Below are 25,058 nucleotides of genomic sequence, written 5' to 3'. Positions count from 1 at the left end.
TAGCTGAGCTTCAGCCGGATGGTATGAAATATCGATATTCACCCCCGCAATTTTGGTGGCATTATTTTGTCAGTGCTATTTATAAATGAGGTGATCAATTCCAAAAAAGCCTAAAAACCTTTAAAAAAACAAGAAATAAAAAAGGTTTTTTTACCTGTCTTTGAAATAAGGAAAGTTTACTCTTTAAAGTTTTAGTCATTGATAATCAGGTATTTAATGATGTTTTGGGTAGATTGTTATCTATTTGATTATCAGTGTGTTTCATTTTTAAGGTGTTCCGCGCTTTCACTCTCAAAAAATGGAACAGTCTCTTTTTACAAAAAAGAGCAGCGGGAGTTTTTTCAATTTTTTTTTGAGAATCAAAAAATTGGGACACCCTTTTTGTTACAAATGAACGAGGGAATTATTGGGCTAACATCATTGTAATATCCTTCTTTCTATCTTCGGGGAGAACTTTTAAATCAACCACTTTGCCATCCTTCAGCGTAGCTTCAACCGTAGTGTTATAAGGTGCATGAAGTTTAAAATGCACATCCCAATCCTTTGGCCAGGCGGGGAACAGCGTGATCTTTTTATCGTCAACCTGCATCAGCATTTCCTGTAAGCCGATCATGCCTGATCCTCCCCAATTATGATCAGGTGTCCAGTCGAAGCCCGGCCCCCAAAATGCCGGAAAGCGCCTGCCCGAGTTTTTGAGCTTGAAGGTTGTTAGTTTGGCTGCCTCACCGGTAAGACCTAAACGGGCCGCAAAAATATTGTCCTGTTTCCAGCCAATGCCGCTCCTGAATTTGGCTACAAGGGTGTCCAGTTTCCATGTATTCAAAGCGGTATCCAATCCCGGTTTGCCCAAGCCAAATATGCCCCATGGAAATACCGGGTAAAATTGCGTGTTTTCCTCGTTGTTAACCCGCTCCCATGATTTTGCCGGGGTAAGGGTTTTATGCCCGTTAATCTCAGCAAATGTAATAGGAGGGATACGTTTTAAAAAGCCTTCCAGTTTGCCACGCTCTTCTTTGCTCAGGTAATTATCCGGTAACGCCAGCATCCGTTTGGTGATGGTTTGCAGGGCAGCGATAGTCGAGTTGGAATTATAGGCCATTTTGAAAGTCTCGGCAGATGAACCGGGATATAATACAAGATGCCCATTGCCATCAAGCGCTTTGGCGCTGCGCTTGCGCGAAAGGTATTGGTAATGCTCATCAAAAAAACTGAGGCAGCTTTCAATAAAGGGAATGTATTGGTGGATATCGTCGCCTTTGTAGCGCTCGGTTTCCAGCATCATGAGGCAAAACTCAAATACGGTGTCCCAGGTATATTCGAGCCAGGCGTTGTACTCTAATCCTTTATCAAAATCGGCAGGGCGTTTCCAGGTATACTCGGCGCTATTGGGCAGACCGAAGTTCTCCACTTGCTCGGTAAAGCATGCGCCATTATGGCCCCAGTAAACCTTACTGCGTAACTCTGCGTTTTTTAGGGAACGGAGATAGAAATCAAACTCCGGCTTCATCATATCAATATCGCCGCTTTTGAGCATCGGGAAATAAACCAACCGCTGGTTTTGGGCCGTCATCAGGCCACCGCCCCAGTTGCGGAAATCAGGTGTAAAAGCATATTGACGATTGACAAAAACTGGATCGTAGGTAAAAAATCCGCCGTTAAATTTGGTAGGCGCTTGTCCGTAAGCATTACAGCCAAGCATGTACCTGAAAAGCTGGTAGTTTTTACCGGTTTGCCAGGCTGTGGTATCATTGTCAGGCTTGTTAGTATTGATGTAGATAAAACTTCTGTCCCAATATTGTTTCCACCAGTCGGCTGTTTTTTGCCAGGCGGATTTGGTGTTACTTTCAACTTCTTTAACTACTTTTTCGAGGCCTTGCTGCCATTCATTTACAGATCCAGTTTGTTGGGTATTGAGATAGATCTCGATATCCTGCTTGGTTGCTGGTTTAATGCTCTCCAATTTCCATCCTTCAAAATCGGCGTTGAGGTATTGGCCTTTAGTGTTACCTACAGGTTTTAGATTTTTACCCTGCATCAGCCCGCCAAAGGTTAAATTTTTAAGCGGATTGTACATTTGATCCTTAACCGCATCCATCCCCTGCTGCTTTACCGTAACATCAAATATGGTAGAGTCAAGGTTGTGGTGATAGAACTGAATGGCATTGCCTTTAAAGGCGATGTTATCCTTCAGCGTTCTGACATCATTACGCGGGGCAAACTTCCAGGATCCCTCATTTTTTTCCAGGCCTTTCACTTCCCGGTCACGATAACGCCAGCTTTCAAAAATGGCTTCGGTTTTTATGGCTTTATTGCTGCTGATGTTAAGGTGGATCACCGGGCGGTAAACATCAACCCAAAGCTTTATTTCAGCTTTTAAATCGCCGTTTTTTCCGTTGATGAGTACCGAACCATTTTGGAGTTTCAGCTCCTGTTTAAAATCGTTGCCGTCAAAAGGATTGGGTGATAGTTTGATCCTAACACGGCCGGGTTTGAGCATGGCGTTATTTTCGTCAAAAGTGCCACTCCTGGCGATGTAAAAAATCAGCTCGCCTTTTTCAACCCATACGTTCAGCCCTATATCGCCGCCTCCGCAGGGCATGGACTGGCCTGAATTTTGGCTTTGGCTGGTCCACACTTCATTGTATTGTTCAATGCCTTTATTTTGAGCTAACACGATGTTGCAGTACAGGAAGCAGAGTAGCAGGAGTTTTTTCATAATTACCAGTCGTCGGTTCTGAAGGAAGAAACGGGAAGCCCATTGGTACCGAACAGATCACCCACAACAAAATCTTTGAAGGCGTAACGCACGGCCACAGGCTCTTTTACTAAGGGTGAAGATACAATAATTACACTGCCCGATATCATGGCCTGCGCAGGGTAAAACATTTTGTCTTTACCTGCTATCTCAAAGTTTTGGATAGGTTTGTTGAACGAGGTAAGCCCGTTTTCGGCATGCTCAAACCTGATGGTCGCCTGGTTACCGTCAACAGTCATTTCCTTATATAGCGGACTTGCATAATCGAAACCTTTAATGCCATAAGTTTGGGCTAACGCCAAGTAGGCCAATCTTGTGCCGATAGGTTCTTTGCGCGGAGGGTGGATGAGTGCTTGCTCACCCATATCAAGCGATACAGCCATACCGCTGTTAGGTATAGTTGTTAGCGATTTTCGCTGAGCATCACGCAGATAGGCCGAATTATATTTACCTCCACTATTATAAGGCGGAAGCTGCGCATAATCATACGGGGCTATCTGCACATAATAAAAAGGGAAATCACCTTGCTGCCAAAGCTCCCGCCAGCGTTTTACCATAGCTGGAAAAAGTTTTTCGTATTGGTCGGGACGGTCGTAATTGGATTCGCCCTGGTACCAGATGCAGCCTTTGATGCCGTAACCTATCACCGGGTTTAACATGCCATTGAACAGGGTAGTAGGCGTGCGTGATACAGCTTTGATGGTGTCTGTTTTGGCCGGAACTTTGATCTCCGGAAATTCTTTTAACCCTTCAGGATTCATCCAGGCCTCAGCGTTAGATCCGGCATAACAATCGCTGATCAGACCGATGGGCACGTGAAGCATCTCATTTAATAACCTGCCAAAATAATAACCTGTAGCGCTGAAATTGGCAACAAACTCAGGCGAGGCCACGTGCCATTCGGACGGTTTGCTGTTTTCCTGTACTTCGGTTACTGATGAGTGGGGTATGGTATAAATGTGAATATTACTATTAGATGATTTCAATATAGCGTCAACCGAGCCGCTTATGGGCTGGCTTTTGTAGCCCTTCATAGGGATCTCCATGTTTGACTGCCCGGTGCAAAGCCAAACTTCGCCAATAAGTACGTTGTTTAATTTGATGGTGTTGCTATCGCTAATAGTTACGGTATACGGCCCGCCATAAACCGGGGTGGCAACTTTAACAAGCCATTTGCCGTTGGCATTTACTCTGGCTTTGTAGCTTTTTTTGTTCCATGAGGTGCTGATGGTAACTGTTGAACCAGCTTTGTCCCAACCCCAAACGGGTGCTTCACTTTGTTGCTGCAACACCATGTTATCGGTAAAAATGGATGCCGGTTTTACCTGAGCCTGCAACGATATAAACAGGAGCAAACCCGGGCCCAACGCCAGTAATTTTTTCATTGCTGTAAATTATTTAGTGAGCTTTCCGGCGCGCTTAGCCTCAAGCCATCCGCTGAAAAGGAGGTTTTTATTCAACTCAGGTTTAGGGAAAAACAAGCTGGCCAGGGAACCAACTACGATCACCACTAAATGGCTGTACACACCCAGCATGTATTTATGCTGATTAAAGTTGTATTTACCCAAATTGAGCAGGATATGTTTGTCGTCGCCTAGGCCAATTTTGGTTGAAGTCAAAAAAGCATAGCCCGTAAACAGGATACAGGCAATAATGCCAATGTTCACCCCCTGGCGATTGGCCCGGCTGCTGAACAAGCCCAATAAAAAGATCCCGGCAATGCCTCCTGAGAATATGGCATACAGGGTAAACACAATGCCTAATGCACCTTCGTCGCCCGCAAGCAGATAAAGGGTGGCTATGCCCATCGCGCCACACCCAGCCAGTACTACTATCCAACGACCGGCCTTCAAATATTCTTTATCCGATTTATCAGGCCTGAACTTTTTGTAGTAATCCTCTACGCCAATGGCAGAAAGGCAGTTAAGGTCGGCGCCAAGGCTGGAGATAGCTGCTGAAATTAACGCGGCCAATATCAATCCAACAACGCCGGTAGGCAATTTACTCATAATAAAATAGGGGAAAACGGCATCTGCCTTAATACCTGCCGGTAATGGGTTTTGTTGATAATAGGCAAATAACGCTGTGCCGATGAACATGAATAATGCCCATAGCGGTACCGTTAGTGCCACACCCAATATCGACGCCCTGATAGCCGCTTTATCGGTTTTTGCTGTAAGGTACCGCTGTACCATGGTTTGATCGGTACCATATTTTTGGATGGCATAGAAAACACCGTTGATAGCCATCACGATAAAGGTGAGCTTCTTGAAATTCCAGAAATATGGGCCGAAATTGTTTTTGTGGTTTACACTGGCGATATGCCAGAGTTCGGGAAAGCCACCTTTTATCGAACAGATGAGGATGATGAATGATGCGATACCGCCGCCAATCAGCAGAAAACCCTGCACCACATCTGCCCAGATCACGGCTTCAATCCCCCCAATAAGTGTGATGACAATGATCACAAAGCCTATTACCCAGATAATGGCGAACGTATTGGTATTGGTCATGTTGGAGAGTGCCAGCGCCAGCAGGAAAAATACAGTGCCCATTTTTGAAAAATGGGTTAATACGAAACTGATAGAGCTATAAAAGCGTGCGAACAGGCCAAAGCGCTTTTCAAAATATTCATAGGTACTTACACCTATCACCTCGCGGTAAAGGGGAACTATAAACCATACCATCAGCAATAAAACTATCGGGACCATTAAGCCCTGAACAAGAAGAATCCAGTTAGAGGCAAAGCCTTCGCCTGGGTAGGCCAAAAAGGTTACACTGCTGATGAGCGTTGCCATTAATGACATGCCTATTGCCCATGCCGGGATGGAGCCGCGCGATACGAAATATTTTTTGGTGGAGTTTTGTCCTTTCGAAAACTTAAGACCGATGGTTAATGAAATGGCCAGTGCCAGGGCTATGATGATATAATCTGCCAGGTGCAGGGTTTCATGTTTCATATGCAGGTATAATTATTGGTTGCCCAAACGGGGGCAGGCCAGGGGTAGCTGCCGGGTTTTAAAGTTAAACATAATTGGTTATCGCCCGCTATGCGCATATGAATAACTCCGGGAGCTATTAGTTTTGAGGGATATAACTTTTCGATGTTCAAACGCTCAAGTATGGCCCAGGCGGTTGCTCCGCCCTCAATGAGCAATTCGTGAAGGGAGGTATGATCAATAACCTGTTTTACAATATCCGCCATTTTGTGGCTGAGTAATACCGGGTCTACTTTTATATCCTTTATAAAATCGGGGTTTATAGCAATGATAGCATTATTGCCAGCTACAATGCTCGATGCTACATGACTGGCAAAAAGGCCATGTACATGATCGCCGCTGGTTTCGGCGCAAATGGTGGCCGCAGGTACATAGTGTACCGGGATATTATTGTGTTTACCATCAAGAAGATTCAGCTTACCCTGGTAAAAGGTGCTGCCAAATACAAACAGCCGCCTGCCTGTGGTTTCCGGGTCAGGGATTTCGATCTTTTGCGGTGATGTTAAGTATTCAAGTAGCGTGGTAAACAAATTTGCTGAACCCGCCAAAAGCGTATTGTTATCTGTTTTGCTGATCCAGTATTTAAGATCATCCTCGTTTTCAGCCGCTCCTATAATAATTCCCGTAGATGGAAATTTGTCTTCTTTTTTTATTAATGAGATACTTTCATCAGCTCTCAATAATTCAACAATATTTGAGCTTAAGGCGGGGAAGGTTGGGTCGTTGGCGAAATCACTCAGGTGAATAGGTTGGCCATTGTAGTGAAATGTATCGCCTATGACTTTTTTTGAATGGTGAGGATTGCCGGGCACAATCAGAGCTCTTTTTAAACCTGATGCCGTCAACTGGCTTTGCAGTTCCTCAATAATGTTCCCCCGTAAAACGGAATCTATCTTCTTGAAAAGAAACCGGGGCTTTAACCGCTGTAATCGGATGGTAAGATCATGAACAATATTCTTCGCTTCATTTACAGCCAGTGAACGGGTATCGGTAGCGATAACAAGCAGGTCGGCATCGCAGTATTCATCAACAGTAGTGCTCACCTCGGTTCTTAACCCGTGGTTAAGACCTATGCCCGCCAGCTCGGCGGCTCCTGTTAAATCATCTGCAATTACAGCGATCATATACTTATACTTTTATCCTGTTTTTACTCAACTGTACCGCCGATTCGATGGCCAGTATCATGGCATCGCTGCTGGCCACGCCTTTGCCTGCAATTTCAAAGGCTGTCCCATGATCAACCGAGGTGCGGATAATAGGCAGTCCCATAGTGATGTTAACGCCTTTCACGCTGTCCATTTGCTGCTTTTCGGCGTTCCATTTAAAACCGGTAAGCTTAAAGGGGATGTGGCCCTGGTCGTGGTACATAGCTACCACACCACCATAATACCCGGTTGATGCTTTGGAAAATAAAGTATCGGCAGGTACAGGGCCTTCTGCATCGTAACCTAATTTTATTGCTTCCTGAACAGCAGGGAGGATCTCAAAATCATCTTCGGTACCAAACAAACCTGAGTCACCTGCATGGGGGTTAAGTCCGGCTACACCTATCTTCAGGTTTTTTTCTCCAAGGGAAATAAGGCCATCCTGTAAAAGTTCGATTACTTCAATAATGCGGTCTTTCTTAACCAGGTCACAGGCCTGCCTTAGTGATACGTGGGTGGATACATGGATCACCTTCATGTTATGCTCAACTAGTAGCATGGCATATTTTTTTGTACCGGTATAATGGGCATAAATTTCGGTATGTCCGGCAAAATGATGCCCGGCTTCGTTAATTGATTTTTTGTTGATAGGCCCGGTTACCGTTGCGTCAACCTCTCCGTCAAGAGCCAGTTCAATCGCTTTTTTTACTGCTTCAAATGAGGCATTGCCTGCCATTGCCGATATCTCACCAAACCGCAACTGTTCCATATCCACATTTTGCAGATCAAATACATCAGGCTTGCCAAACTCAAAGTTTGCGTTGCGGATATCTTTTATCGAATTGATGCGTGCATCGAAACCCAACCGTTTTACGATATCAAAAAATACACCGGTATCGCCAATGATCACCGGGCGACAAATTTCAAACAGCCTTTCGGTAAGCAGGGCTTTAACAGCTATCTCAGGGCCGATACTGGCCGGATCACCCATGGTTATAGCTATGATCGGTCTTTCGGCTGTCATTGGTAAATCGGTAAACTAAGATTTTCAACATTGAGCATACGCTGCAGTTTTCTTTGCAGATCGGCAGCTTCAGCTTCATTAACTTGCAATAAAGGGGGCATCATGTAAGTACGGCACAATCCTGCGCTTTGCATTAGTGATTTTAATGCTGCCAACGACTCGCCCAGCAGGCGTTTGCCCTGGTAAATATCACCGATAAGGTTGGAATGCCTTTGTAGTTGCAGTGCGGCGGCTTCGTCGTTATTGTCGGCAGCAACTATCATTTTGTAATAAATATCCGGGAACAGGTTTCCTGTACTTGGCACCAGGCCGTCGCTGCCGGTAAAAAGCGCGTGGGCAGATTGCGCACCCCAACCCAAAAAGTGACTGAAATCGGCTCTGTCGGCCCATAGTTTAAGCGAATCTTTTAAACGCTCGTGATTCCGTTCCGAATCTTTAGTCCCAACAATATTTTCGTGGTGACTTAATTCGTCGAGAAGGTTTAGGTTTATCGATACATTGGTTGTAGCCGGTATGTTGTAAACTATCAGCGGGATAGGTACTTCGTTTGCCAGCGTTTCAAAGTATGTTTTAATTTCGTATTCAGTTAAAGTGAAATAGGCAGGTAAGTGTGCTACTGCAACGTCAATACCTTCGTCGGCACAGCGTTTGGCGAGGTCAATTGAATCGGCCAGGCAATTGGATGAAATGCCTGCATAAAGCAAGCGGCCAGGTTGCCTTATAGAAACAGCACATTTAATGAAATCGAGCTTGAGCTCGTTTGATAGCGACGCTGACTCGCCGGTAGTTCCCAATATGAAAGGTACGCCTCCGTAGTTAAAGATGCTGTCGAATATTTTTTCAACTGCTTCGTGGTCAAGTTTGTAGTTGTCGGTAAGTGGCGTAATTGATGGCACTACCAGGCCGTTATATTTCTTTTTTAGTTTCATTAGTATGTTTTAATAAGCAGCCTCGTAAATGTTAACGGCATCATCTATGTTTATCGGTCGCGGGTTGTTTTTAAGCAAGCGCGTAATTTTCATGGCATCGGCGGCCATTTGCGGTATGGTATTTTTATCTATGTCTATTTCTTTTAAGCTTGCAGGGATCCCGCAATCCTTAATCAGTTGCCTGATCTTTTCTACTCCTGCATAAGCTGTTTCAAAATCATTGATACTACTGTTACAACCCAATGCACGGGCAACGGCAGCATATCGCTCAGGTGCGGCAGGGATATTATACTCCATTACAAACGGCAGCAATAAGGCATTGGATAAGCCGTGGGCAATATGATACAGGCTGCCCAACGGATAGGAGAGTGCATGTACGCCCGCAGTGTTAACCGGGCCTAAACAAAAACCACCCATTAAACTGCCAATAGCCAATTGTGTACGGGCATCTTCATCAGTGCCGTCATTTACTGCTTTAACCAGGTTATCAGCTATAAGCCTGATCCCTTCAAGTGCATACATATCTATAAAAGGATGTGCGTATAGATTGGTATAAGCTTCAAGGCAATGGGTTAATGCATCAAGACCTGTGGCCGCGGTAACCTCTGTTGGGAGACTTATCATCAATGCCGGATCAATGATCACCACATCCGGAACCAGGTGAGGGCTTATAATGCCTTTCTTCTGGTTATCCGCATCATCTATCAATATAGCGTTGGGTGATGCTTCGCTGCCTGTACCCGCTGTTGTAGGTACACAAATGAGTTTTTTATTGCGATTTTTAAGCAAACCGATTCCTGTTATATCTGCCAATGTTTGATTATTGTCAATCTGTGCAGCTATGAGCTTAGCCACATCAAGCACACTGCCGCCGCCAATGCCTATGATCACATCGGCTTCAGTATGTTTTACAGATGCAAGCAAATCTCCAAAATCCTTGAACGAAGGCTCCCGTACTATGGAGGTATCAACACGAGCGTTAATCCCTGCTTCTTTAAATTGAGCCAAAAGTGGTTCAAGTTTATTTAATAGCGGACTGATGGTAATAATTAAAGCTGATTTATACCCGCCGCTGATAACATCACCGGTTAATTTAAAAAGCGAGTTTTTGCCAACAATTACCTGGCCCGGAAACCGGATAGTGATGTCGCGATAAGGATGTACAGTTTGCGGCATATACTTATATATTAATAATAGCTGGCCCTGGTTAATTGGTTTTGATATAAAACAAAGATGGATAATGCCGCCTCCCATTTTTATCCAACCGTTATCCAATTATTATACGATATTATCAAAAGGGATATCTGCCGGTAAGTTATTATGATATGATCTGCCTGTAATTTGCTTTAACAGGTAGTTGGAGTAGTAAATAATCGCTAAAATATAAGGAGACGGGGCATGACAGTTCGGCAACTAAAGGCCGGTAACTTAGCAAAAAGTTGAATATAAGGATAAAGGGCCAAGTTTATAAAGGTCGTTTATCTTTTAATGCTTTTATTCATCGGTGGTCAAACCGCCATCTCCTAATTATAAATCATCCGGCTAAACTCCGGTATTTTTTAATATTTCTGTTAACCAATTAAATACATATCTCCATGAAAGTAGTAAAAACGTTAGGACAATTTATTATAGAGAAACAAGCAGATTTCCCTTTTGCCAAAGGCGAACTGTCAAGGCTTTTGCGGGATATAGGCATTGCCGCTAAAATTGTTAACCGCGAAATTAGTAAAGCGGGACTTATCGATATCATAGGCGAAACCGATTCTGTGAACTCCCATGGTGAACGTCAAAAAAAGATGGACATTTATGCCAATGAGCAATTCATTTCGGCATTGCGTAGCGGCGGCGAATGCTGTGTTGTGGCTTCTGAGGAAAATGATGAACATATCCTGATAGAATCAGAGATCTCAAAACATGCCAAATATATTGTGGCGATTGACCCGCTTGATGGCTCATCAAATATTGATGTGAATGTAAGTGTGGGCACCATATTTTCTATCTATCGCCGTAAATCAACCGAAGGTGCAGCAAAACTGGAAGATGTATTGCAAAAAGGTACTGAGCAGGTAGCGGCCGGTTATGTAATTTACGGTTCATCAACAATGCTGGTTTATACAACTGGCAAAGGAGTTAACGGCTTTACACTTGATCCATCAATAGGCGAGTTTTGTCTGTCGCATCCTGATATTAAAATGCCTAAAGATGGCTATATCTATTCTATTAATGAGGGGTATTATGCGCATTTTCCTCTGGGGGTAAAAAAATATATCAAATACTGTCAGGTTGAAGATGAGACAACTAACCGCCCCTACACCTCACGCTACACAGGGTCAATGATTGCCGATATTCATCGTAACCTGATTAAAGGGGGCATATTCCTGTATCCAACTACGGCCCAATATCCTAACGGAAAATTACGATTGGTTTATGAATGTAACCCAATGGCTTTTATTGTTGAACAGGCGGGCGGTACAGCTTCTACCGGTTATGAACGCATCCTGGATCTGGATGTTAATGAGCTTCATCAGCGTTCGGCTATTTTTATCGGTTCGGAAAATATGGTTAAGCGGGCGGAAGATTTTATGCTGGCTTTTTCTTCGCAGCAGCCTTCTATAAGTCAGCATAAGCAAGTTATCTAATCATTAAAGAGCTGCTGTTTGCAGCGTAGTTTTTACTTTGATTAGTAAATGGGGTAATTTTATGCGCTTTGTTATAAAAATTAGTTAAGACTAATTTTTTTTATTTGTTTTGTATATTGTTTGTAATATGCTAAGACGAATGAAAATATTATCTTTACTATGCTTTTTATTAACGCCGACTGCAGTTTGTGCTCAGCATGGTTCTCTCAAAGGGAGATTAACGGCCGGCAGCGAACCGCTCTCTTTTGCTACTGTTGCACTTTCAGGAACCTCCATTGGGGCAACTACCAATGATAAAGGCTACTATCATTTAAAAAATGTTCCGGCAGGTACATACACGATCGTATTCTCTAACATAGGGTATGTTACTGAGCGCCATAGCGTGAGTGTAAAGCCCGGTGAAGCAATTTCATTGGATGGCAATCTCCAGGAAAGTAGCTCCAAATTAAGCGAGGTAACTGTAACCGGGGTATCGCGTAAAACAGAATTAAGGAGTAACCCTATACCCATTGCTGTGATGACGCGGAAAGAGATGGATCAGAATGTAAATAATAACATTATTGATGCCATTGTAAAAGGAGTGCCGGGTGTTAATGCGGTTACTACCGGCCCCAACATTTCAAAACCGTTTATCAGGGGATTGGGCTACAATCGTGTTTTAACTTTGTATGATGGCGTGCGCCAGGAAGGGCAGCAATGGGGTGATGAACATGGTATTGAGATAGACCAGTATGGCATTGGTCGGGCCGAAGTAGTGAAAGGCCCGGCGAGTTTAACCTATGGCTCGGATGCATTGGCAGGTGTGATCAACATGATCCCATATCTGCCGGTTGGCGAAAATAATGTTTTGAGAGGTGATTACACTGCCGATTATCATACCAACAATGGTATAATTGGTACCTCATTAGGCTTATCCTACAAAAAGAACGACTGGAGGTATGCCTTCCGGGCAACGGCGAAAGCTGCACATGATTATCACAACAGCATTGATGGTTACGTGTATAATACAGGCTTCCGTGAGTTCAACTTATCAGGCATGGCCAGGGTTGATAAAAACTGGGGATACTCGCAAATAGCTGCTACTGTTTATGATAACCGGCAGGAAATCCCCGATGGCAGCAGGGATTCGCTAACAAGACAGTTTACCAAACAAATAGCCGAAAGCAGCATCGATAATATCAGGAACAGGCCAATTGTAAGTGATGGCGAGTTAAGATCATACAGTATAACTCCGCTGCACCAGCGTATTCAGCATTACCGGATCTATTCGCATAATGAATTTAAATTGGGCGAAGGTAGTAGCATCAACGCTTCGCTTGGTTTACAACAAAGCATCCGCAGGGAATATAACCACCCTACATTGCCTGATCAGCCGGGTTTGTATGTGATGCTCAATACTCTTAATTACGATTTTAAATATAACCTGCCGGCTATTGCAGGTATAGAAAGTAGCCTCGGCTTAAATGGTATGTACCAGGCCAACCGCAGCAAGGCTGCGACAGATTTTCCGATCCCGGATTATAACCTGTTTGATGCCGGGGCTTTTCTGTTCGCCAAAAAGACTATTGGGAAAGTTGATATCTCGGGTGGCATCAGGTATGATAACAGGCACATCCGCTGGAACGATTTTTATGTGGGGCCAAACTCCAAAAACGGGTTTGAGCAGCATGTGAAATTACCGGATACCGCAAGCGCCCATTTACAGTTTCCGGCTTTTAGACATGTTTACCAGGGTGTTTCGGGTAGTTTGGGAATAACCTATAATATCAGCGAACGCTTATTGTTTAAAGCCAACATCGCGCGCGGATACCGTGCCCCTAATATCACCGAGATAGGTTCAAACGGGCTCGACCCGGGTGCACATATCGTGTATTTAGGCAACCGCAGCTTCAACCCTGAATTTAGTTTACAGGAAGATCTGGGCTTCATCGCCTACCTGAAAGATGTTGACCTAATTGCCGAGCTGTTTAATAATCACATCAATAATTACATTTACCAGGCTAAACTTACTGATGCCAATGGCAATCCTGTGGTGATTGTACCGGGTAACAGCACTTATCAATACCAGCAAAGCAGTGCCCGCTTGTATGGGGCCGAGTTTACGCTAAATGTGCATCCCCAAAATGTTAAATGGCTGGCTTTTAACAACAGCCTGGCTTATGTAACGGGAATCAACGGCAATAAACAGCTTATTGATGAATCTAACGGCGCAGCTAAATATCTGCCATTTATCCCGCCACTGCATATCCGGTCGGAATTTAAGGCGAGTTTTCAGAAAGCGTATGGTGCTTTTTCTAAGATTTACTTTAAGGCCGAGATGGATGCTTATACTACCCAAAACCGCTTTTATGCTTTGGATAACACGGAGACAGCTACGCCCTGTTACGCCCTCTTTAATATCGGAGCAGGCACTACTATCAAAAATAAATCGAACAAGCCTGTTTGCGAGCTTTTTTTACAGGTGGATAATTTGTTTGATAAAGCCTATCAATCCAACCTCAACCGTTTAAAGTATTTTGAATATTACCAGTCATCGCCAAACGGGCACCTGGGTATTTATAATATAGGGCGAAATATCAGTTTTAAAGCTGTTTTTCCTTTTTGATTTATTTTTAATGAAATATGGCTTTTTTTGTTTTTATTGCCTTGAGTTTCTGCACATCATGTAAGCGTGCGATAATAACTTTGAAATTCATTGATTAACGTCCCATCCCCTGATGTATACAAGCAAATTCGCCGTTCTGAATGCTCTTGTAAAATATAGAATGCGGTTGAACCTCAGGGTCCTCTGCGAGAGACCCTAAGGGGACGTGAAAGTGTGCGATAATGATTTCAAAATTTATCGGGCAATGTGCCTAAAACTCAATAATCATAAAAACATCTAAAGTAAATGGTTTATAAAACGAAGATTTTCATTTGTATGCTGCTGTGTGGCATATGCGGTGGAATGATCAGCGCTCAGGCACAATTGCAAGTGCCGGCTTCTTATGCTTTAATTAAACGGGTGGTGCCCGGTTATGCACAAAATTTTGTTGTTCAACCGCTTTCTGAAAATGAAGCCAAAGATGTTTTTGAAGTAGAAGGTGCTAAAGGCAAAATTGTACTCAGGGGCAATAATGGTATTGCAGTGGCGTCGGCCTTATACTATTATCTCACCGAATATGCACATTGCCAAATCACCTGGAACGGTACAAATCTGAAGCTTCCTGTAAAGTTGCCTATGCCGGCCAAAAGGATTCATAAAACCACGCCTTACCAATACCGGTACTACCTTAACTATTGTACCTATAGCTACAGCATGAGCTGGTGGGACTGGAAACGGTGGGAAAAGGAAATTGACTGGATGGCCTTGCACGGCATCAATATGCCGCTGGCCATAACCGGGCAGGAATACGTATGGGATAAAGTTTATAAAGGCATGGGCTTTAACAATAAAGATATGCAGGACTTTTTTACCGGCCCCGCATATTTTGGCTGGTTTTATATGGGCAATATAGATAAATGGGACGGCCCGCTGCCCGCAGGCTGGATAACCAGTCACCGGGATTTGCAGATCAAAATATTGCAGCGCGAACGCGAACTGGGGATAAAACCAGTACTTCCGGCATTTACAGGTCACGTGCCGGCATCGTTTAAAAAACATTTCCCGAATGCTAAGCTAAAGCAAACCAACTGGAACAACGGCTTTGCCGATACATATATCCTGGATTCGGAAGACCCGCTATTTGCGGAGATCGGTAAAAAATTTATACAGGAACAAACCAAGGTTTATGGCACAGATCATTTATACTCTGCAGATACTTTTAATGAGAATGAGCCTCCATCAAACGATCCTAAATTCCTTTCGGAACTAAGCGCGAGAGTTTATGACGGTATGAAAGAGGCCGATCCGAAAGCTGTTTGGGTAATGCAGGGCTGGTTATTTTTCAGCGACCGCAAGTTCTGGCAAAATGAGCAGATCAAGGCATTGCTGAATGCCGTGCCCGATGATCATATGATAGTGCTTGACCTCAATACCGATTATGAACCGATATGGAAGCGCACTGAGGCGTTTTACGGCAAACCCTGGATCTGGAATATGCTGCATAACTATGGCGGTAACAATAGCTTGTTTGGCAGGATAGAGGCCGTCGCAACCCAACCCGCGCAGGCTCTCAACGACCCTAAATCAGGAAAAATGGTGGGCATAGGTTTAACTATGGAAGCCATTGAACAAACGCCTGTGCTTTATGAATTAATGACGCAAAATACCTGGCAAAACAAACCTATTGATCTTGATCAGTGGCTGCCGGAGTACTTGTTTAACCGCTATGGTGTAAAGAGCAAGGATGCGCTGGATGCCTGGCAAACACTCAGGGCTACCGTTTTTAACGGCAAGGATATTCGTGACGGTGCCGAATCGATCATTACCGGGCGGCCAACACTTGATTCGGCCGCTATATGGACACGTACCCGTTTAAACTACAACCGGAAAGATCTGCTACCTGCCTGGGATAAAATGATTGCTGCTATCCCTGCGTGCAAACAAAGCAGCGGTTTTAACTATGACCTTGTTGATGTAAGCCGGCAGATATTGGCTAACTACGGCAGGCCAATCCAGCTAAAATGGATCAAGGCATATCATGATAAAGATGAAAAGGCTTTTGATAAATATACTGCCGAATACCTTACCCTGATCAGCGATATGGACAGGCTGCTGGCCACCCGCAAGGATTTTATGCTGGGCCCCTGGATAGCTGATGCCCGCAACTGGGGAACTACCCCTGCCGAAAAAGCGCTTTACGAAAAAAATGCCCGTAACCTGATAACACTTTGGGGCGATGCCGATAGCCCGCTGCATGAATATTCATGCAGGCAGTGGAGTGGATTGCTTAATGACTTTTATAAAGTGCGCTGGCAAAAATTTTTCGATCTGTTGAAAGGATCAATAAAAACGGGTAAAGAACCTGACTTTAAACTATTTAATAAATCAATAAGCAACTGGGAATGGCAATGGGTTAATTCGTCCAAAACTTATCCCGTTGTTCCTGCCGGAAGCAGCGCTGTTGTTGCCAAACAGCTTTATGAAAAATACAGGACAAACATGGGTAACGATCTTAAGTAATGGATACATCAACAGCTAAATCTGCAACTACCATTGTAAAGCCGGCAAGGTTATTATCGTTGGACGCCCTTCGTGGGTTTGATATGTTTTGGATCATGAGTGGGGAAGGGGTAGTGCACGCCCTTGCGAAAGCCACCGGCTGGCCGCTCCTGGTGTGGATGTCGGGGCAATTGCATCATACCGAATGGAATGGGATCACCTTTTATGATATGATCTTTCCATTGTTTTTGTTTATTGCCGGGGTTTCCATGCCTTATTCTATGGGCAATAAAGTTGCTAAACACGGGGTGGCTTATCCGTATCTGTTACCGTCCTCAGCCAAAGGTGAAATTTATCGTTCCATGATCAGGCGCACCATTATCCTGTTGTTTTTAGGCGTGGTTGTTAATGGTTTGTTTAAGTTTAACGGTTTGGAGAATACCCGGTTTGCCAGTGTGCTTGGGCGTATCGGCTTGGCCTGGTTTTTTGCCGGGGTAATTTATCTGAATTTTAGTACCCGGGGACAAATTTTATGGTTTGGTGTTTTACTGCTGGGCTATTGGGCGGCTATGGAACTGATCCCTGTACCTGGTTACGGTGCAGGGGTTTTAACCATGAACGGCAGCCTTGAATCCTATATTGATCGTTTATTACTTCCCGGCCGCCTGCATGATAAAGTGCATGATCCTGAGGGTATACTATCTACCATTCCGGCTATTGGTACCGCTATGCTGGGGATTTTTACAGGCCAGTTCCTGAAGCTGGAATCTGCAAAATGGCCAATGTGGAAAAAGGGTGTTTGTTTATTAGCAGCCGGTATTTTATTTATCGGGTTAGGGATGCTTTGGAATCTTGCTTTCCCCATCAATAAACGTTTATGGACAAGTTCGTTTGTAATGTTTGTAGGTGGATGGAGCCTGATTTTCCTGTCTGTATTTTACCTCGTGATTGACGTTGCCGGATACAAAAAATGGGCATTCCCTTTTGTGCTCATCGGGGTAAACTCTATCCTGATCTACCTGGCATCTGAAGGGATGGTTGATTTTCAGCATACAGCTAATTTTTTGTTCGGGGGAATAATAAGTCATCTTGCTCAAAGCTGGCAACCGGTGTGGGCCGCTATATCTATTGTATTTGTACAGCTTGCTTTGTTGTACTTTTTATACCGAAATAAGATTTTCCTGAAAATATAAACTAAGAAGCTGTTTGAATGTAGAGACACATAATTGCGTCTCCCGCATGCAAGGTCAAAGTAGTTTGAATTCTTTCAACGGCTCTCGTAGGTTTAAATTTTCCCTTAAAGATGCATTGTTGTTTAATCTGCAATGCGTGTTGTTTTGCCCCTCTGGGGCAAAGGATATTTCTATAATTTTTTATGCTACAAACCTTTTGCACCTCTGGTGCACTTGTCCTTAAGAACATCTCAATTAATATCATTTGTCAAATTATAAAAATCCCCCTCTGGTGCACCTGTCCTTAAGTACATTTCAATTAGTATCGTTTATCAGTTTATAAAAATCCCCCAGAAGGGGAAAAGGGTTGTAGTAGACAATTTTCAACCTCTTATCCGAACCCCAGAGGGGTTCAACTTACGCTGGTTACTCAATTAGCTATAGCCATTTGACTATTAATTTGTAAGCTAACTTGAGTCTGCGAGTGACGAAATCAGAAAAATAATTAAGATAAAATCGTATTAAATTAGTTAATTGTTAAAATAACACTTAATATTGAATTGTTTTTACCTTTATTATGACCAGGCGCATACTTTTCTTGTTTACACTTGTTTTGATTGGCACAGCTTCACGCGCGCAAAAACAAATGATCCCAAATCCAATAACCAGGGGATACTTCGCCGATCCTACTATTGTGAAAGATAAAGGCCGCTATTTCATTTATACCACAATAGATCCCTGGGGCGATAAAGAACTGGCCGTGCTGGAAACTGCCGACTTTATAAAATTCACGCGCCATCATATCAACTGGCCAACCAAACAAATATGCACCACTCCAGCCTCGCTCAATGAAATGGTTTGGGCGCCATCTGTAGTAAAAGGAAAGGATAGCAAATTTTACATGTATGTAGCCGTGGGCGGTGAAGTTTGGGGAGGTGTAAGCGATACACCGCTTGGTCCATGGAAAAATTTAAAGAGCGACAATACGCCTATGGTAAAATCTACAGATTACCCGCAGGTGCATAATATCGACCCGGATTGCTTTATTGATACCGACGGCAGCGCTTATTTGTATTGGGGATCTGGGTATAAATGGATCAACGGGCATTGTATGGCTGTAAAGCTAAAGGGCGATATGGTTTCGTTTGATGGAATGCCAAAAGATATCACCACGCCTCATTTTTTTGAAGGTGCGCATATGATTAAACGTAATCAAACTTATTACCTCATGTTTTCGGAGGGTAAGGCCATTGATGCTACTTACCAGGTGGGTTACGCCAAAGGGACCAGTCCGCTGGGCCCTTTCCTTGAGGATGAGCACAGGGTTATATTGAACACATCTGCCGATAGTACCGTGATTGGCCCAGGCCACCATGCCACCTTTGTTGAAAAAGGACAGCGCTATATTTTATATCACCGCATTTTTCCGCAAAAGGAATCATTTGTGTTGAGGCAGCTGTGTTTGGATAGTTTAAATTTTGATGCGGATGGTAATATCAAAAAGGTAAGCACCAAAGGAGTACAAAAGTTCAATTAACCTTATAACCTGTTATGATGAAAAAAATAGGCCGTGCCGCGCTGTTATTAATACCGGCATTTAGCTGGTTTGGCGCTTTGGCGCAACAAAAAGCCGATGTCACAAAACCTAAGAAGATCAGTCCTGATCTTTTCGGGATCTTTTTTGAAGATTTAAGTTATGCCGCCGATGGAGGCCTTTATGCCGAACTTATCCAGAACCGCTCATTTGAATATAACCCGGCCGATAACCGCGACTGGAATTCGATGACCGCCTGGAAATACCAAACAGATGGGTTTGGTTATGGTACCATTTCTGTAGAAACGGCTGCCCCGGTACATCCCAATAACCCGCACTACATTTTACTTGATATTCAGGATGAAGGGCAAAAAGGAGTGGGGCTCGAAAATTCAGGGTTTGATGGGATCCCTGTAAAAGAGGGTAAAAACTACGATTTTTCGGTTTTTTTAAATGTGATTTCAGATCAGTCTTTACCCGTAAAGGTTGCTCTGGTTGACCGCAAGGGTAAAGAATTAGGCTCTTCTTCATTTACGACATCTGATAAAGGCTGGAGAAAATATGCGGAACAAATTCATGTGAATTTTGATAATGATAGTGCCAAACTGGTATTATTGATTAAAGCGAAAGGAAAGATCGGGATAGATATGGTATCATTGTTCCCGGAGGAAACTTTTAAGAATCATAAAAATGGATTACGGGCAGACCTGGCGCAGGTTATTGCCGATATAAAACCAAAGTTTATGCGTTTTCCCGGTGGCTGCCTTACCCATGGTGATGGCATTGCCAATATTTATCGCTGGAAAAATACCATCGGCCCGGTTGAGCAAAGGGTTGAACAACGAAATATCTGGAACTATCACCAGACGGCAGGTTTGGGTTATTTTGAATATTTTCAATTTTGTGAGGATATAGGGGCAAAGCCCGTTCCTGTACTTGCAGCAGGAGTGAGCTGTCAAAACTCTGGCGGTACGTGGAGGATAGGTTCTACCGGGCAAAAAGGTGTCCCGATGGAAGAAATGAAAGCTTATGTACAGGATGTACTCGATCTGGTAGAATATGCCAACGGGCCCGTTACATCTACCTGGGGCGCAAAACGTGCCGCGGCGGGTCATCCGGCACCTTTTAACCTGGAATACCTTGGTATAGGTAATGAAGATAAGATCACCGGCGTATTTGAAGAACGGTTTAGGATGATCTATGATGCAGTGCACAAAGCCCATCCCGAAATTAAAATCATCGGTACGGTTGGGCCAAGTCCGAAGGGCGAAGATTTTGATAAAGGCTGGAAATTGGCCGATCAGCTTTCGGTTGGTATTGTTGATGAGCATTATTACGAAAAGCCGCAATGGTTTTTAAAAAATACCCAGCGTTATGATGCATACAACAGGCTCAGGTCAAAAGTTTATATAGGAGAATATGCTTCCTGGGGTAATACCTTGTTTAATGCCTTATCAGAAGCGGTTTACATGACCAGTTTAGAACGTAACGGAGACGTGGTTAGAATGGCGTCATATGCACCGCTTATTGCCCGGATAGGCCATACTTCATGGAACCCCAATTTGATATATTTTAATGGTAGTAAGGTTTTCCCAACGGTAAACTATTATGTTCAGCAGCAGTTTGCTGCCAATTCGGGTAATGAGTATTTACCGGATGTAATAAAATTGAAAGGCGAAAAAGCGGCTCTTGACACCACGGCAGGTATTTCAACCGTGCGCGACTCTGCGACTGGGGATCTGATCCTGAAAATTGCCAATGCCGGTAATGCTCCTGTTTCGGGAGAGGCAGATCTGTCAAAAATTGGTCAGCTACCCAAATCGGCAACAGTCAATGTTATTACAGGCAATCCGGACATGAAGAATTCTGCCGATAATCCGCAAGCCATCGTCCCACAATCATCAGTAATAAAATTGCAAAAGAAGTGGGCTTTCACCGTACCTGCCTATTCATTGACGGTTGTCAGAATTAGCGGCAGAGAGATAGAAAAGCACAAATAATTATCCTGAATATTCGAAAAAAACAAACCAATTATACATGAAAAAAATAGTTTTACTGGGCGTTTTGGTCAGCTTTTACACGGCGGTCATGGCACAGTCGCAGCAAAAATTCAGCGCCTACCTGTTTACTTATTTCACAGGGAGCAAAGGTGGCGAAGAAATTCGTTTTGCTTTAAGTAACGATGGTTATCATTTCCGTGCGCTGAATAACAATCGCCCGGTTTTGAATTCGGCCGATATCAGCGCTACCGGCGGTGTTCGCGATCCGCACATCATGCGTGCTGCCGACGGTAAAACATTTTATATGGTTGCCACAGACATGAACACCGAAAAATATGGCTGGGGACCGGATTATTCCATGGTATTGCTCAAATCAACCGACTTGGTACACTGGAGTTCGAAAACAATTGATATCACCAAACTTTATGAAAAATTTGCGGGTGTGAACAGGGTATGGGCACCGCAAACCATTTATGATCCGCAGAAGAAACAGTATATGATCTACTGGTCGATGCGTTTTGGCGAAGAGGCAGACAAGATCTATTATGCTTATGCCAATAAAGATTTTACAGGCCTTACAACCGAGCCTAAACAGCTTTTCTTTAAGCCGGATGGCGGTGCCTGTATAGACGGGGATATTGTTTATAAAAACAATAAATACTACCTGTTTTTCAAAACAGAGGGATCAGGTGCAGGTATAAAAATAGCCGTATCGAATAAGCTAACTTCTGGCTATGTATTGCGTGATAAATACGTACAGCAAACCAAAGACCCGGTAGAAGGGGCGGGTACTTTTAAATTAAACGATGGCAGCGGTTATATTTTGATGTATGACCTATATACACAAGGTAAATACCAATTTACCAGGACAACCGATCTTGAAAACTTTAAACTGATTGACGACGAGGTGTCCATGAATTTCCATCCGCGCCATGGTACGGTGATGCCTATAACTTCAAAGGAAGCGGCGGCATTAACTGCCAAATGGGAGACGGCTGAAGATGTCATACTTTCGCCACTTAACAAGCAGATTAAAACCATCAATATTGTTTTAGATACGGCGAACCATAAAGCTCACCTGCCTGTAATGCCGGGTACTGATTTAAAATCATTTGATCCTCATTTTACCTTGTTTCCAGGTGTTACTATCAGCCCGGCAAAACCACAGGATTTTACCAAAGGCCCGGTTAAATATTCTGTAACTATAGCAGGTAAAAAAGCGCAGGTTTTTGAGGTTACTGCCCAGGAAACCCATAACCCGGCTATTGCAGGATACTATGCCGATCCGGAGATCCTGTACGCCGAAAAAACAGGCAAATTCTATATTTATCCTACCAGCGACGGCTTTGATGGTTGGTCGGGCAAGTATTTTAAGGCTTTTTCTTCAGATGATATGGTGAACTGGAAAGATGAGGGTAAAATTCTTGATTTGCCGCAGGATGTGAGCTGGGCAAAAAAGAATGCCTGGGCTCCTTGTATCATCGAAAAAAAGATTGGCAACGAGTATAAATATTTCTACTATTTTGCCGCCGCTCAAAAAATAGGGGTGGCAACGGCAAATGACCCGGCTGGGCCATTTACAGATTCGGGTAAACCTTTAGTGGCACAATTGCCTGAAGGTGTTAAAGGCGGACAGCAGATTGACGCCGATGTTTTTGCCGATCCGCAAACAGGTAAAAACTATTTGTACTGGGGCAATGGCTATATGGCAGTGGCCGAGTTAAACGATGATATGATTTCATTAAAACCGGGTACTACCAAAATCCTTACTCCTTACTCGCATTATAACGAAGGTACATACGTGTTTTACCGCAATGGAACTTATTACTTCATGTGGTCTGAAAATGATACCCGGAGCCCTAATTATAGTGTGCATTATGGTACTTCTAAATCTCCACTTGGGCCAATAGAGGTTCCGGAGCAAAATACAGTTATCGCCAAAGATGCAGCAAAAGGTATTTACGGTACCGGCCATAACTCAGTGATCCAGATCCCGGGTACCGATGAATGGTATATTGTTTATCACCGGTTCAACTACCCCAAAGGCATTACCATGGGCGATGCCGCAGGATACAACCGTGAGGTATGTATTGATAAAATGGAATTTGATGGCAATGGATTGATCAAACAGGTACCCCCTACACATGAAGGTATAAAACCTGTACAGGTTAAAAAGTAACCTCGGTTTATATAAATAATGGTATAGCTGCTATGTGAACGTATTGAAGGTTCACATGGCAGCTTTTGTTTTATATAAAATTAAACACGTATTAGCTTTAAGCTTTGTGCCTTCCGCTTTAAGCTACTAAAAATATGTTCCGTTTTTTACAATTTGACGACTTCGTTGTATCCTATATTTGTAATCATGGTTTTCAAAGAGATGCTTCCGGAGCCAAGGCTACAGCCTTACATCAAGTGCTTCTATCTGTATGAATCTGATTCGGACAGAAGCTACGATGATATTGTGTTCCCGAGCGGTACCATGGAGGTAATCTTTAACCTCGGTGCCGGAAATTGGAAATCAAAGAAAGGTGATACATTTTTTACCACTCCTCCAGTTGAACTTTGGGGCCAGATCACTAAACCTTTGCCCATTCAATCTGTAGGGCGCAATATTATGCTTGGCTTCCGTTTTTACCCGCATTCGGCTGCTTACTTTTTTGATGAAAATGTATCAGAATTTAACAACGAAATTGTTGATGCCACGCACGTATTCGGACCTAAATTAAGAACGCTTTATTTAAAATTATTGGAGACCGCCGACCTGAATGCGAAGGTGGCCATGATTGAAGATTATTTGCGGAGCCGTTTATCGGCAACCGAAAAAAAGCATTCGAAGATCAAATTTATCGGGGATATTGTCAGTAGTCTTAAAAAGAATTACAGCGACGATAATATCCTGTCTATTTCCAGCCGTTATAACATTTCCTCACGGCACCTTAATACCCTTTTTTCGCAGTATACAGGTTTACCGCCAAAATTATTTTACAAAATAAACCGCTTTCAGCATAGCCTTAACCTGGTTAGCGCTAATGAAGAAAAGCTAACGAATGTAGCCTACAGCGCCGGTTATTTTGACCAGGCACATTTTATAAAGGAATTTAAGCTTTTTACAGGTTTTACACCTAACTCATTTGCTGCTCAGGCGTCGCCTATAAACCAGGCGTTAGCGGGCAGTTAATACTCTTCCGTTTTATACAATTTTGGGCTATTCGAGCCACATAGTTTTGCTGATATAAAAAAAACAACAAAATGAAATCAGCAAAAACACCACAGGAGGTGCACGCGGTACTTGCAGCCGCTTTTAACACCAAAGATGTAAATGTAGTTATGAATGTGTATGATGCCAACGGTATTATTTTTCCCGAGCCGGGAAAAGAAGTATCAGGCAAGGCTCAATTTGAAGAGGCCGTTAAAAGCATCTGTGCGGTTCCGGGAGTAATGGAAATCAAAACCGTTTACTGTCTGCAATCGGGCGATGTAGCGGTAGGCCGGTCGGAGTGGAGCGTCACCGACAATGGCAAAATACAGATTGCCGCAAAAGGGATAGAGTTAATGAAACAACAACCCGACGGCAGCTGGAAAATTGTCATCGATCATGCATTCGGAGCTGAGGCTAATCTCGTAGCCTGATTTTCTCTATCTGAAACAAAAAATGGCCGGATAAATCCGGTCATTTTTTGTTTCACCTTTCACCTTTCACCTTTCACCTTTCACCTTTCACCTTTCACCTTTCACCTTTCACCTTTCACCTTTCACCTTTCACCTTTCACCTTTC

16 protein-coding genes are annotated in these 25,058 nt (G+C 43.5%); 9 read left to right on the top strand and 7 right to left on the bottom strand.

The features are described from left to right. Positions 1 to 403 precede the first annotated feature (403 nt). From BLP33_RS17910 to BLP33_RS17880, 7 genes are read right to left on the bottom strand one after another with little or no spacing between them, the layout of a single operon-like run. Positions 404 to 2,716, bottom strand: a complete 2,313-nt coding sequence (locus BLP33_RS17910; RefSeq protein ID WP_090531604.1) for a DUF5703 domain-containing protein — start codon at positions 2,714 to 2,716, stop codon at positions 404 to 406. A gap of 2 nt (positions 2,717 to 2,718) precedes the next feature. Then, positions 2,719 to 4,140, bottom strand: coding sequence for a sialate O-acetylesterase (locus BLP33_RS17905; protein ID WP_090531603.1), 1,422 nt, complete (start codon positions 4,138 to 4,140; stop codon positions 2,719 to 2,721). 9 nt (positions 4,141 to 4,149) lie between these two features. Then, positions 4,150 to 5,715 (bottom strand): sodium:solute symporter family protein, encoded by a 1,566-nt coding sequence (locus tag BLP33_RS17900; protein WP_090531601.1) that lies wholly within the window; start codon positions 5,713 to 5,715, stop codon positions 4,150 to 4,152. Beyond that, complete coding sequence (locus BLP33_RS17895) at positions 5,712 to 6,878, bottom strand: four-carbon acid sugar kinase family protein (RefSeq protein ID WP_090531599.1); 1,167 nt, start codon at positions 6,876 to 6,878, stop codon at positions 5,712 to 5,714. Before BLP33_RS17895 ends, BLP33_RS17900 begins: the two co-directional genes overlap by 4 nt. Before the next feature lie 4 nt (positions 6,879 to 6,882). Then, a complete protein-coding gene (pdxA, locus tag BLP33_RS17890; RefSeq protein WP_090531597.1) occupies positions 6,883 to 7,923 on the bottom strand; it encodes a 4-hydroxythreonine-4-phosphate dehydrogenase PdxA in 1,041 nt (346 codons plus the stop codon). Beyond that, complete coding sequence (locus tag BLP33_RS17885) at positions 7,920 to 8,852, bottom strand: dihydrodipicolinate synthase family protein (protein ID WP_090531595.1); 933 nt, start codon at positions 8,850 to 8,852, stop codon at positions 7,920 to 7,922. The genes pdxA and BLP33_RS17885 overlap by 4 nt, the downstream gene beginning before the upstream one ends. A gap of 9 nt (positions 8,853 to 8,861) precedes the next feature. Continuing rightward, a complete protein-coding gene (locus BLP33_RS17880; RefSeq protein ID WP_090532046.1) occupies positions 8,862 to 10,028 on the bottom strand; it encodes an iron-containing alcohol dehydrogenase in 1,167 nt (388 codons plus the stop codon). A gap of 419 nt (positions 10,029 to 10,447) precedes the next feature. Here BLP33_RS17880 and fbp point away from each other — a divergent pair, with 419 nt between their 5' ends. From fbp to BLP33_RS17830, 9 genes are all read left to right on the top strand, one after another. After that, on the top strand, positions 10,448 to 11,491 hold the full coding sequence (gene fbp / locus BLP33_RS17875) for a class 1 fructose-bisphosphatase (protein WP_090531593.1): 1,044 nt from the start codon (positions 10,448 to 10,450) through the stop codon (positions 11,489 to 11,491). Between the two features lie 139 nt (positions 11,492 to 11,630). Beyond that, positions 11,631 to 14,096, top strand: a complete 2,466-nt coding sequence (locus BLP33_RS17870) for a TonB-dependent receptor (protein ID WP_090531591.1) — start codon at positions 11,631 to 11,633, stop codon at positions 14,094 to 14,096. A gap of 285 nt (positions 14,097 to 14,381) precedes the next feature. Next, a complete protein-coding gene (locus tag BLP33_RS17865; protein WP_254780179.1) occupies positions 14,382 to 16,595 on the top strand; it encodes an alpha-N-acetylglucosaminidase in 2,214 nt (737 codons plus the stop codon). Next, the gene (locus BLP33_RS17860) at positions 16,595 to 17,767 is read left to right on the top strand and encodes an acyltransferase family protein (RefSeq protein ID WP_090531587.1); all 1,173 of its coding nucleotides are present in this window, start codon (positions 16,595 to 16,597) and stop codon (positions 17,765 to 17,767) included. The genes BLP33_RS17865 and BLP33_RS17860 overlap by 1 nt, the downstream gene beginning before the upstream one ends. 556 nt (positions 17,768 to 18,323) lie before the next feature. Further along, on the top strand, positions 18,324 to 19,283 hold the full coding sequence (locus BLP33_RS17850; RefSeq protein ID WP_090531583.1) for a family 43 glycosylhydrolase: 960 nt from the start codon (positions 18,324 to 18,326) through the stop codon (positions 19,281 to 19,283). A 14-nt stretch (positions 19,284 to 19,297) separates the two neighbouring features. Beyond that, positions 19,298 to 21,280, top strand: a complete 1,983-nt coding sequence (locus BLP33_RS17845) for an alpha-L-arabinofuranosidase C-terminal domain-containing protein (RefSeq protein WP_217633185.1) — start codon at positions 19,298 to 19,300, stop codon at positions 21,278 to 21,280. Positions 21,281 to 21,317: 37 nt separating this feature from the next. Then, positions 21,318 to 23,459: a glycoside hydrolase family 43 protein gene (locus BLP33_RS17840; RefSeq protein ID WP_090531579.1), complete on the top strand. Its 2,142-nt coding sequence runs from the start codon at positions 21,318 to 21,320 to the stop codon at positions 23,457 to 23,459. Between the two features lie 186 nt (positions 23,460 to 23,645). Next, positions 23,646 to 24,461, top strand: a complete 816-nt coding sequence (locus BLP33_RS17835) for a helix-turn-helix domain-containing protein (protein ID WP_090531577.1) — start codon at positions 23,646 to 23,648, stop codon at positions 24,459 to 24,461. Between the two features lie 71 nt (positions 24,462 to 24,532). Next, the gene (locus tag BLP33_RS17830; RefSeq protein WP_090531576.1) at positions 24,533 to 24,913 is read left to right on the top strand and encodes a YybH family protein; all 381 of its coding nucleotides are present in this window, start codon (positions 24,533 to 24,535) and stop codon (positions 24,911 to 24,913) included. The last annotated feature ends 145 nt before the right edge of the window (positions 24,914 to 25,058 follow it).

It is taken from the genome of Mucilaginibacter sp. NFR10 (assembly GCF_900100445.1).
Taxonomy (GTDB): Bacteria; Bacteroidota; Bacteroidia; order Sphingobacteriales; family Sphingobacteriaceae; genus Mucilaginibacter; species Mucilaginibacter rubeus.
Note: the sequence above shows the minus strand (reverse complement) of the source record. Positions and strands in the feature narration are given on the sequence as shown.

Excerpts from the sequence above, each read along its gene's own strand:
- BLP33_RS17910 (WP_090531604.1), bottom strand. The coding sequence starts at position 2,716 with ATGAAAAAACTCCTGCTACTCTGCTTCCTGTACTGCAACATCGTGTTA.
- BLP33_RS17905 (WP_090531603.1), bottom strand. The coding sequence starts at position 4,140 with ATGAAAAAATTACTGGCGTTGGGCCCGGGTTTGCTCCTGTTTATATCG.
- BLP33_RS17900 (WP_090531601.1), bottom strand. The coding sequence starts at position 5,715 with ATGAAACATGAAACCCTGCACCTGGCAGATTATATCATCATAGCCCTG.
- BLP33_RS17895 (WP_090531599.1), bottom strand. The coding sequence starts at position 6,878 with ATGATCGCTGTAATTGCAGATGATTTAACAGGAGCCGCCGAGCTGGCG.
- pdxA (WP_090531597.1), bottom strand. The coding sequence starts at position 7,923 with ATGACAGCCGAAAGACCGATCATAGCTATAACCATGGGTGATCCGGCC.
- BLP33_RS17885 (WP_090531595.1), bottom strand. The coding sequence starts at position 8,852 with ATGAAACTAAAAAAGAAATATAACGGCCTGGTAGTGCCATCAATTACG.
- BLP33_RS17880 (WP_090532046.1), bottom strand. The coding sequence starts at position 10,028 with ATGCCGCAAACTGTACATCCTTATCGCGACATCACTATCCGGTTTCCG.
- fbp (WP_090531593.1), top strand. The coding sequence starts at position 10,448 with ATGAAAGTAGTAAAAACGTTAGGACAATTTATTATAGAGAAACAAGCA.
- BLP33_RS17870 (WP_090531591.1), top strand. The coding sequence starts at position 11,631 with ATGAAAATATTATCTTTACTATGCTTTTTATTAACGCCGACTGCAGTT.
- BLP33_RS17865 (WP_254780179.1), top strand. The coding sequence starts at position 14,382 with ATGGTTTATAAAACGAAGATTTTCATTTGTATGCTGCTGTGTGGCATA.
- BLP33_RS17860 (WP_090531587.1), top strand. The coding sequence starts at position 16,595 with ATGGATACATCAACAGCTAAATCTGCAACTACCATTGTAAAGCCGGCA.
- BLP33_RS17850 (WP_090531583.1), top strand. The coding sequence starts at position 18,324 with ATGACCAGGCGCATACTTTTCTTGTTTACACTTGTTTTGATTGGCACA.
- BLP33_RS17845 (WP_217633185.1), top strand. The coding sequence starts at position 19,298 with ATGATGAAAAAAATAGGCCGTGCCGCGCTGTTATTAATACCGGCATTT.
- BLP33_RS17840 (WP_090531579.1), top strand. The coding sequence starts at position 21,318 with ATGAAAAAAATAGTTTTACTGGGCGTTTTGGTCAGCTTTTACACGGCG.
- BLP33_RS17835 (WP_090531577.1), top strand. The coding sequence starts at position 23,646 with ATGGTTTTCAAAGAGATGCTTCCGGAGCCAAGGCTACAGCCTTACATC.
- BLP33_RS17830 (WP_090531576.1), top strand. The coding sequence starts at position 24,533 with ATGAAATCAGCAAAAACACCACAGGAGGTGCACGCGGTACTTGCAGCC.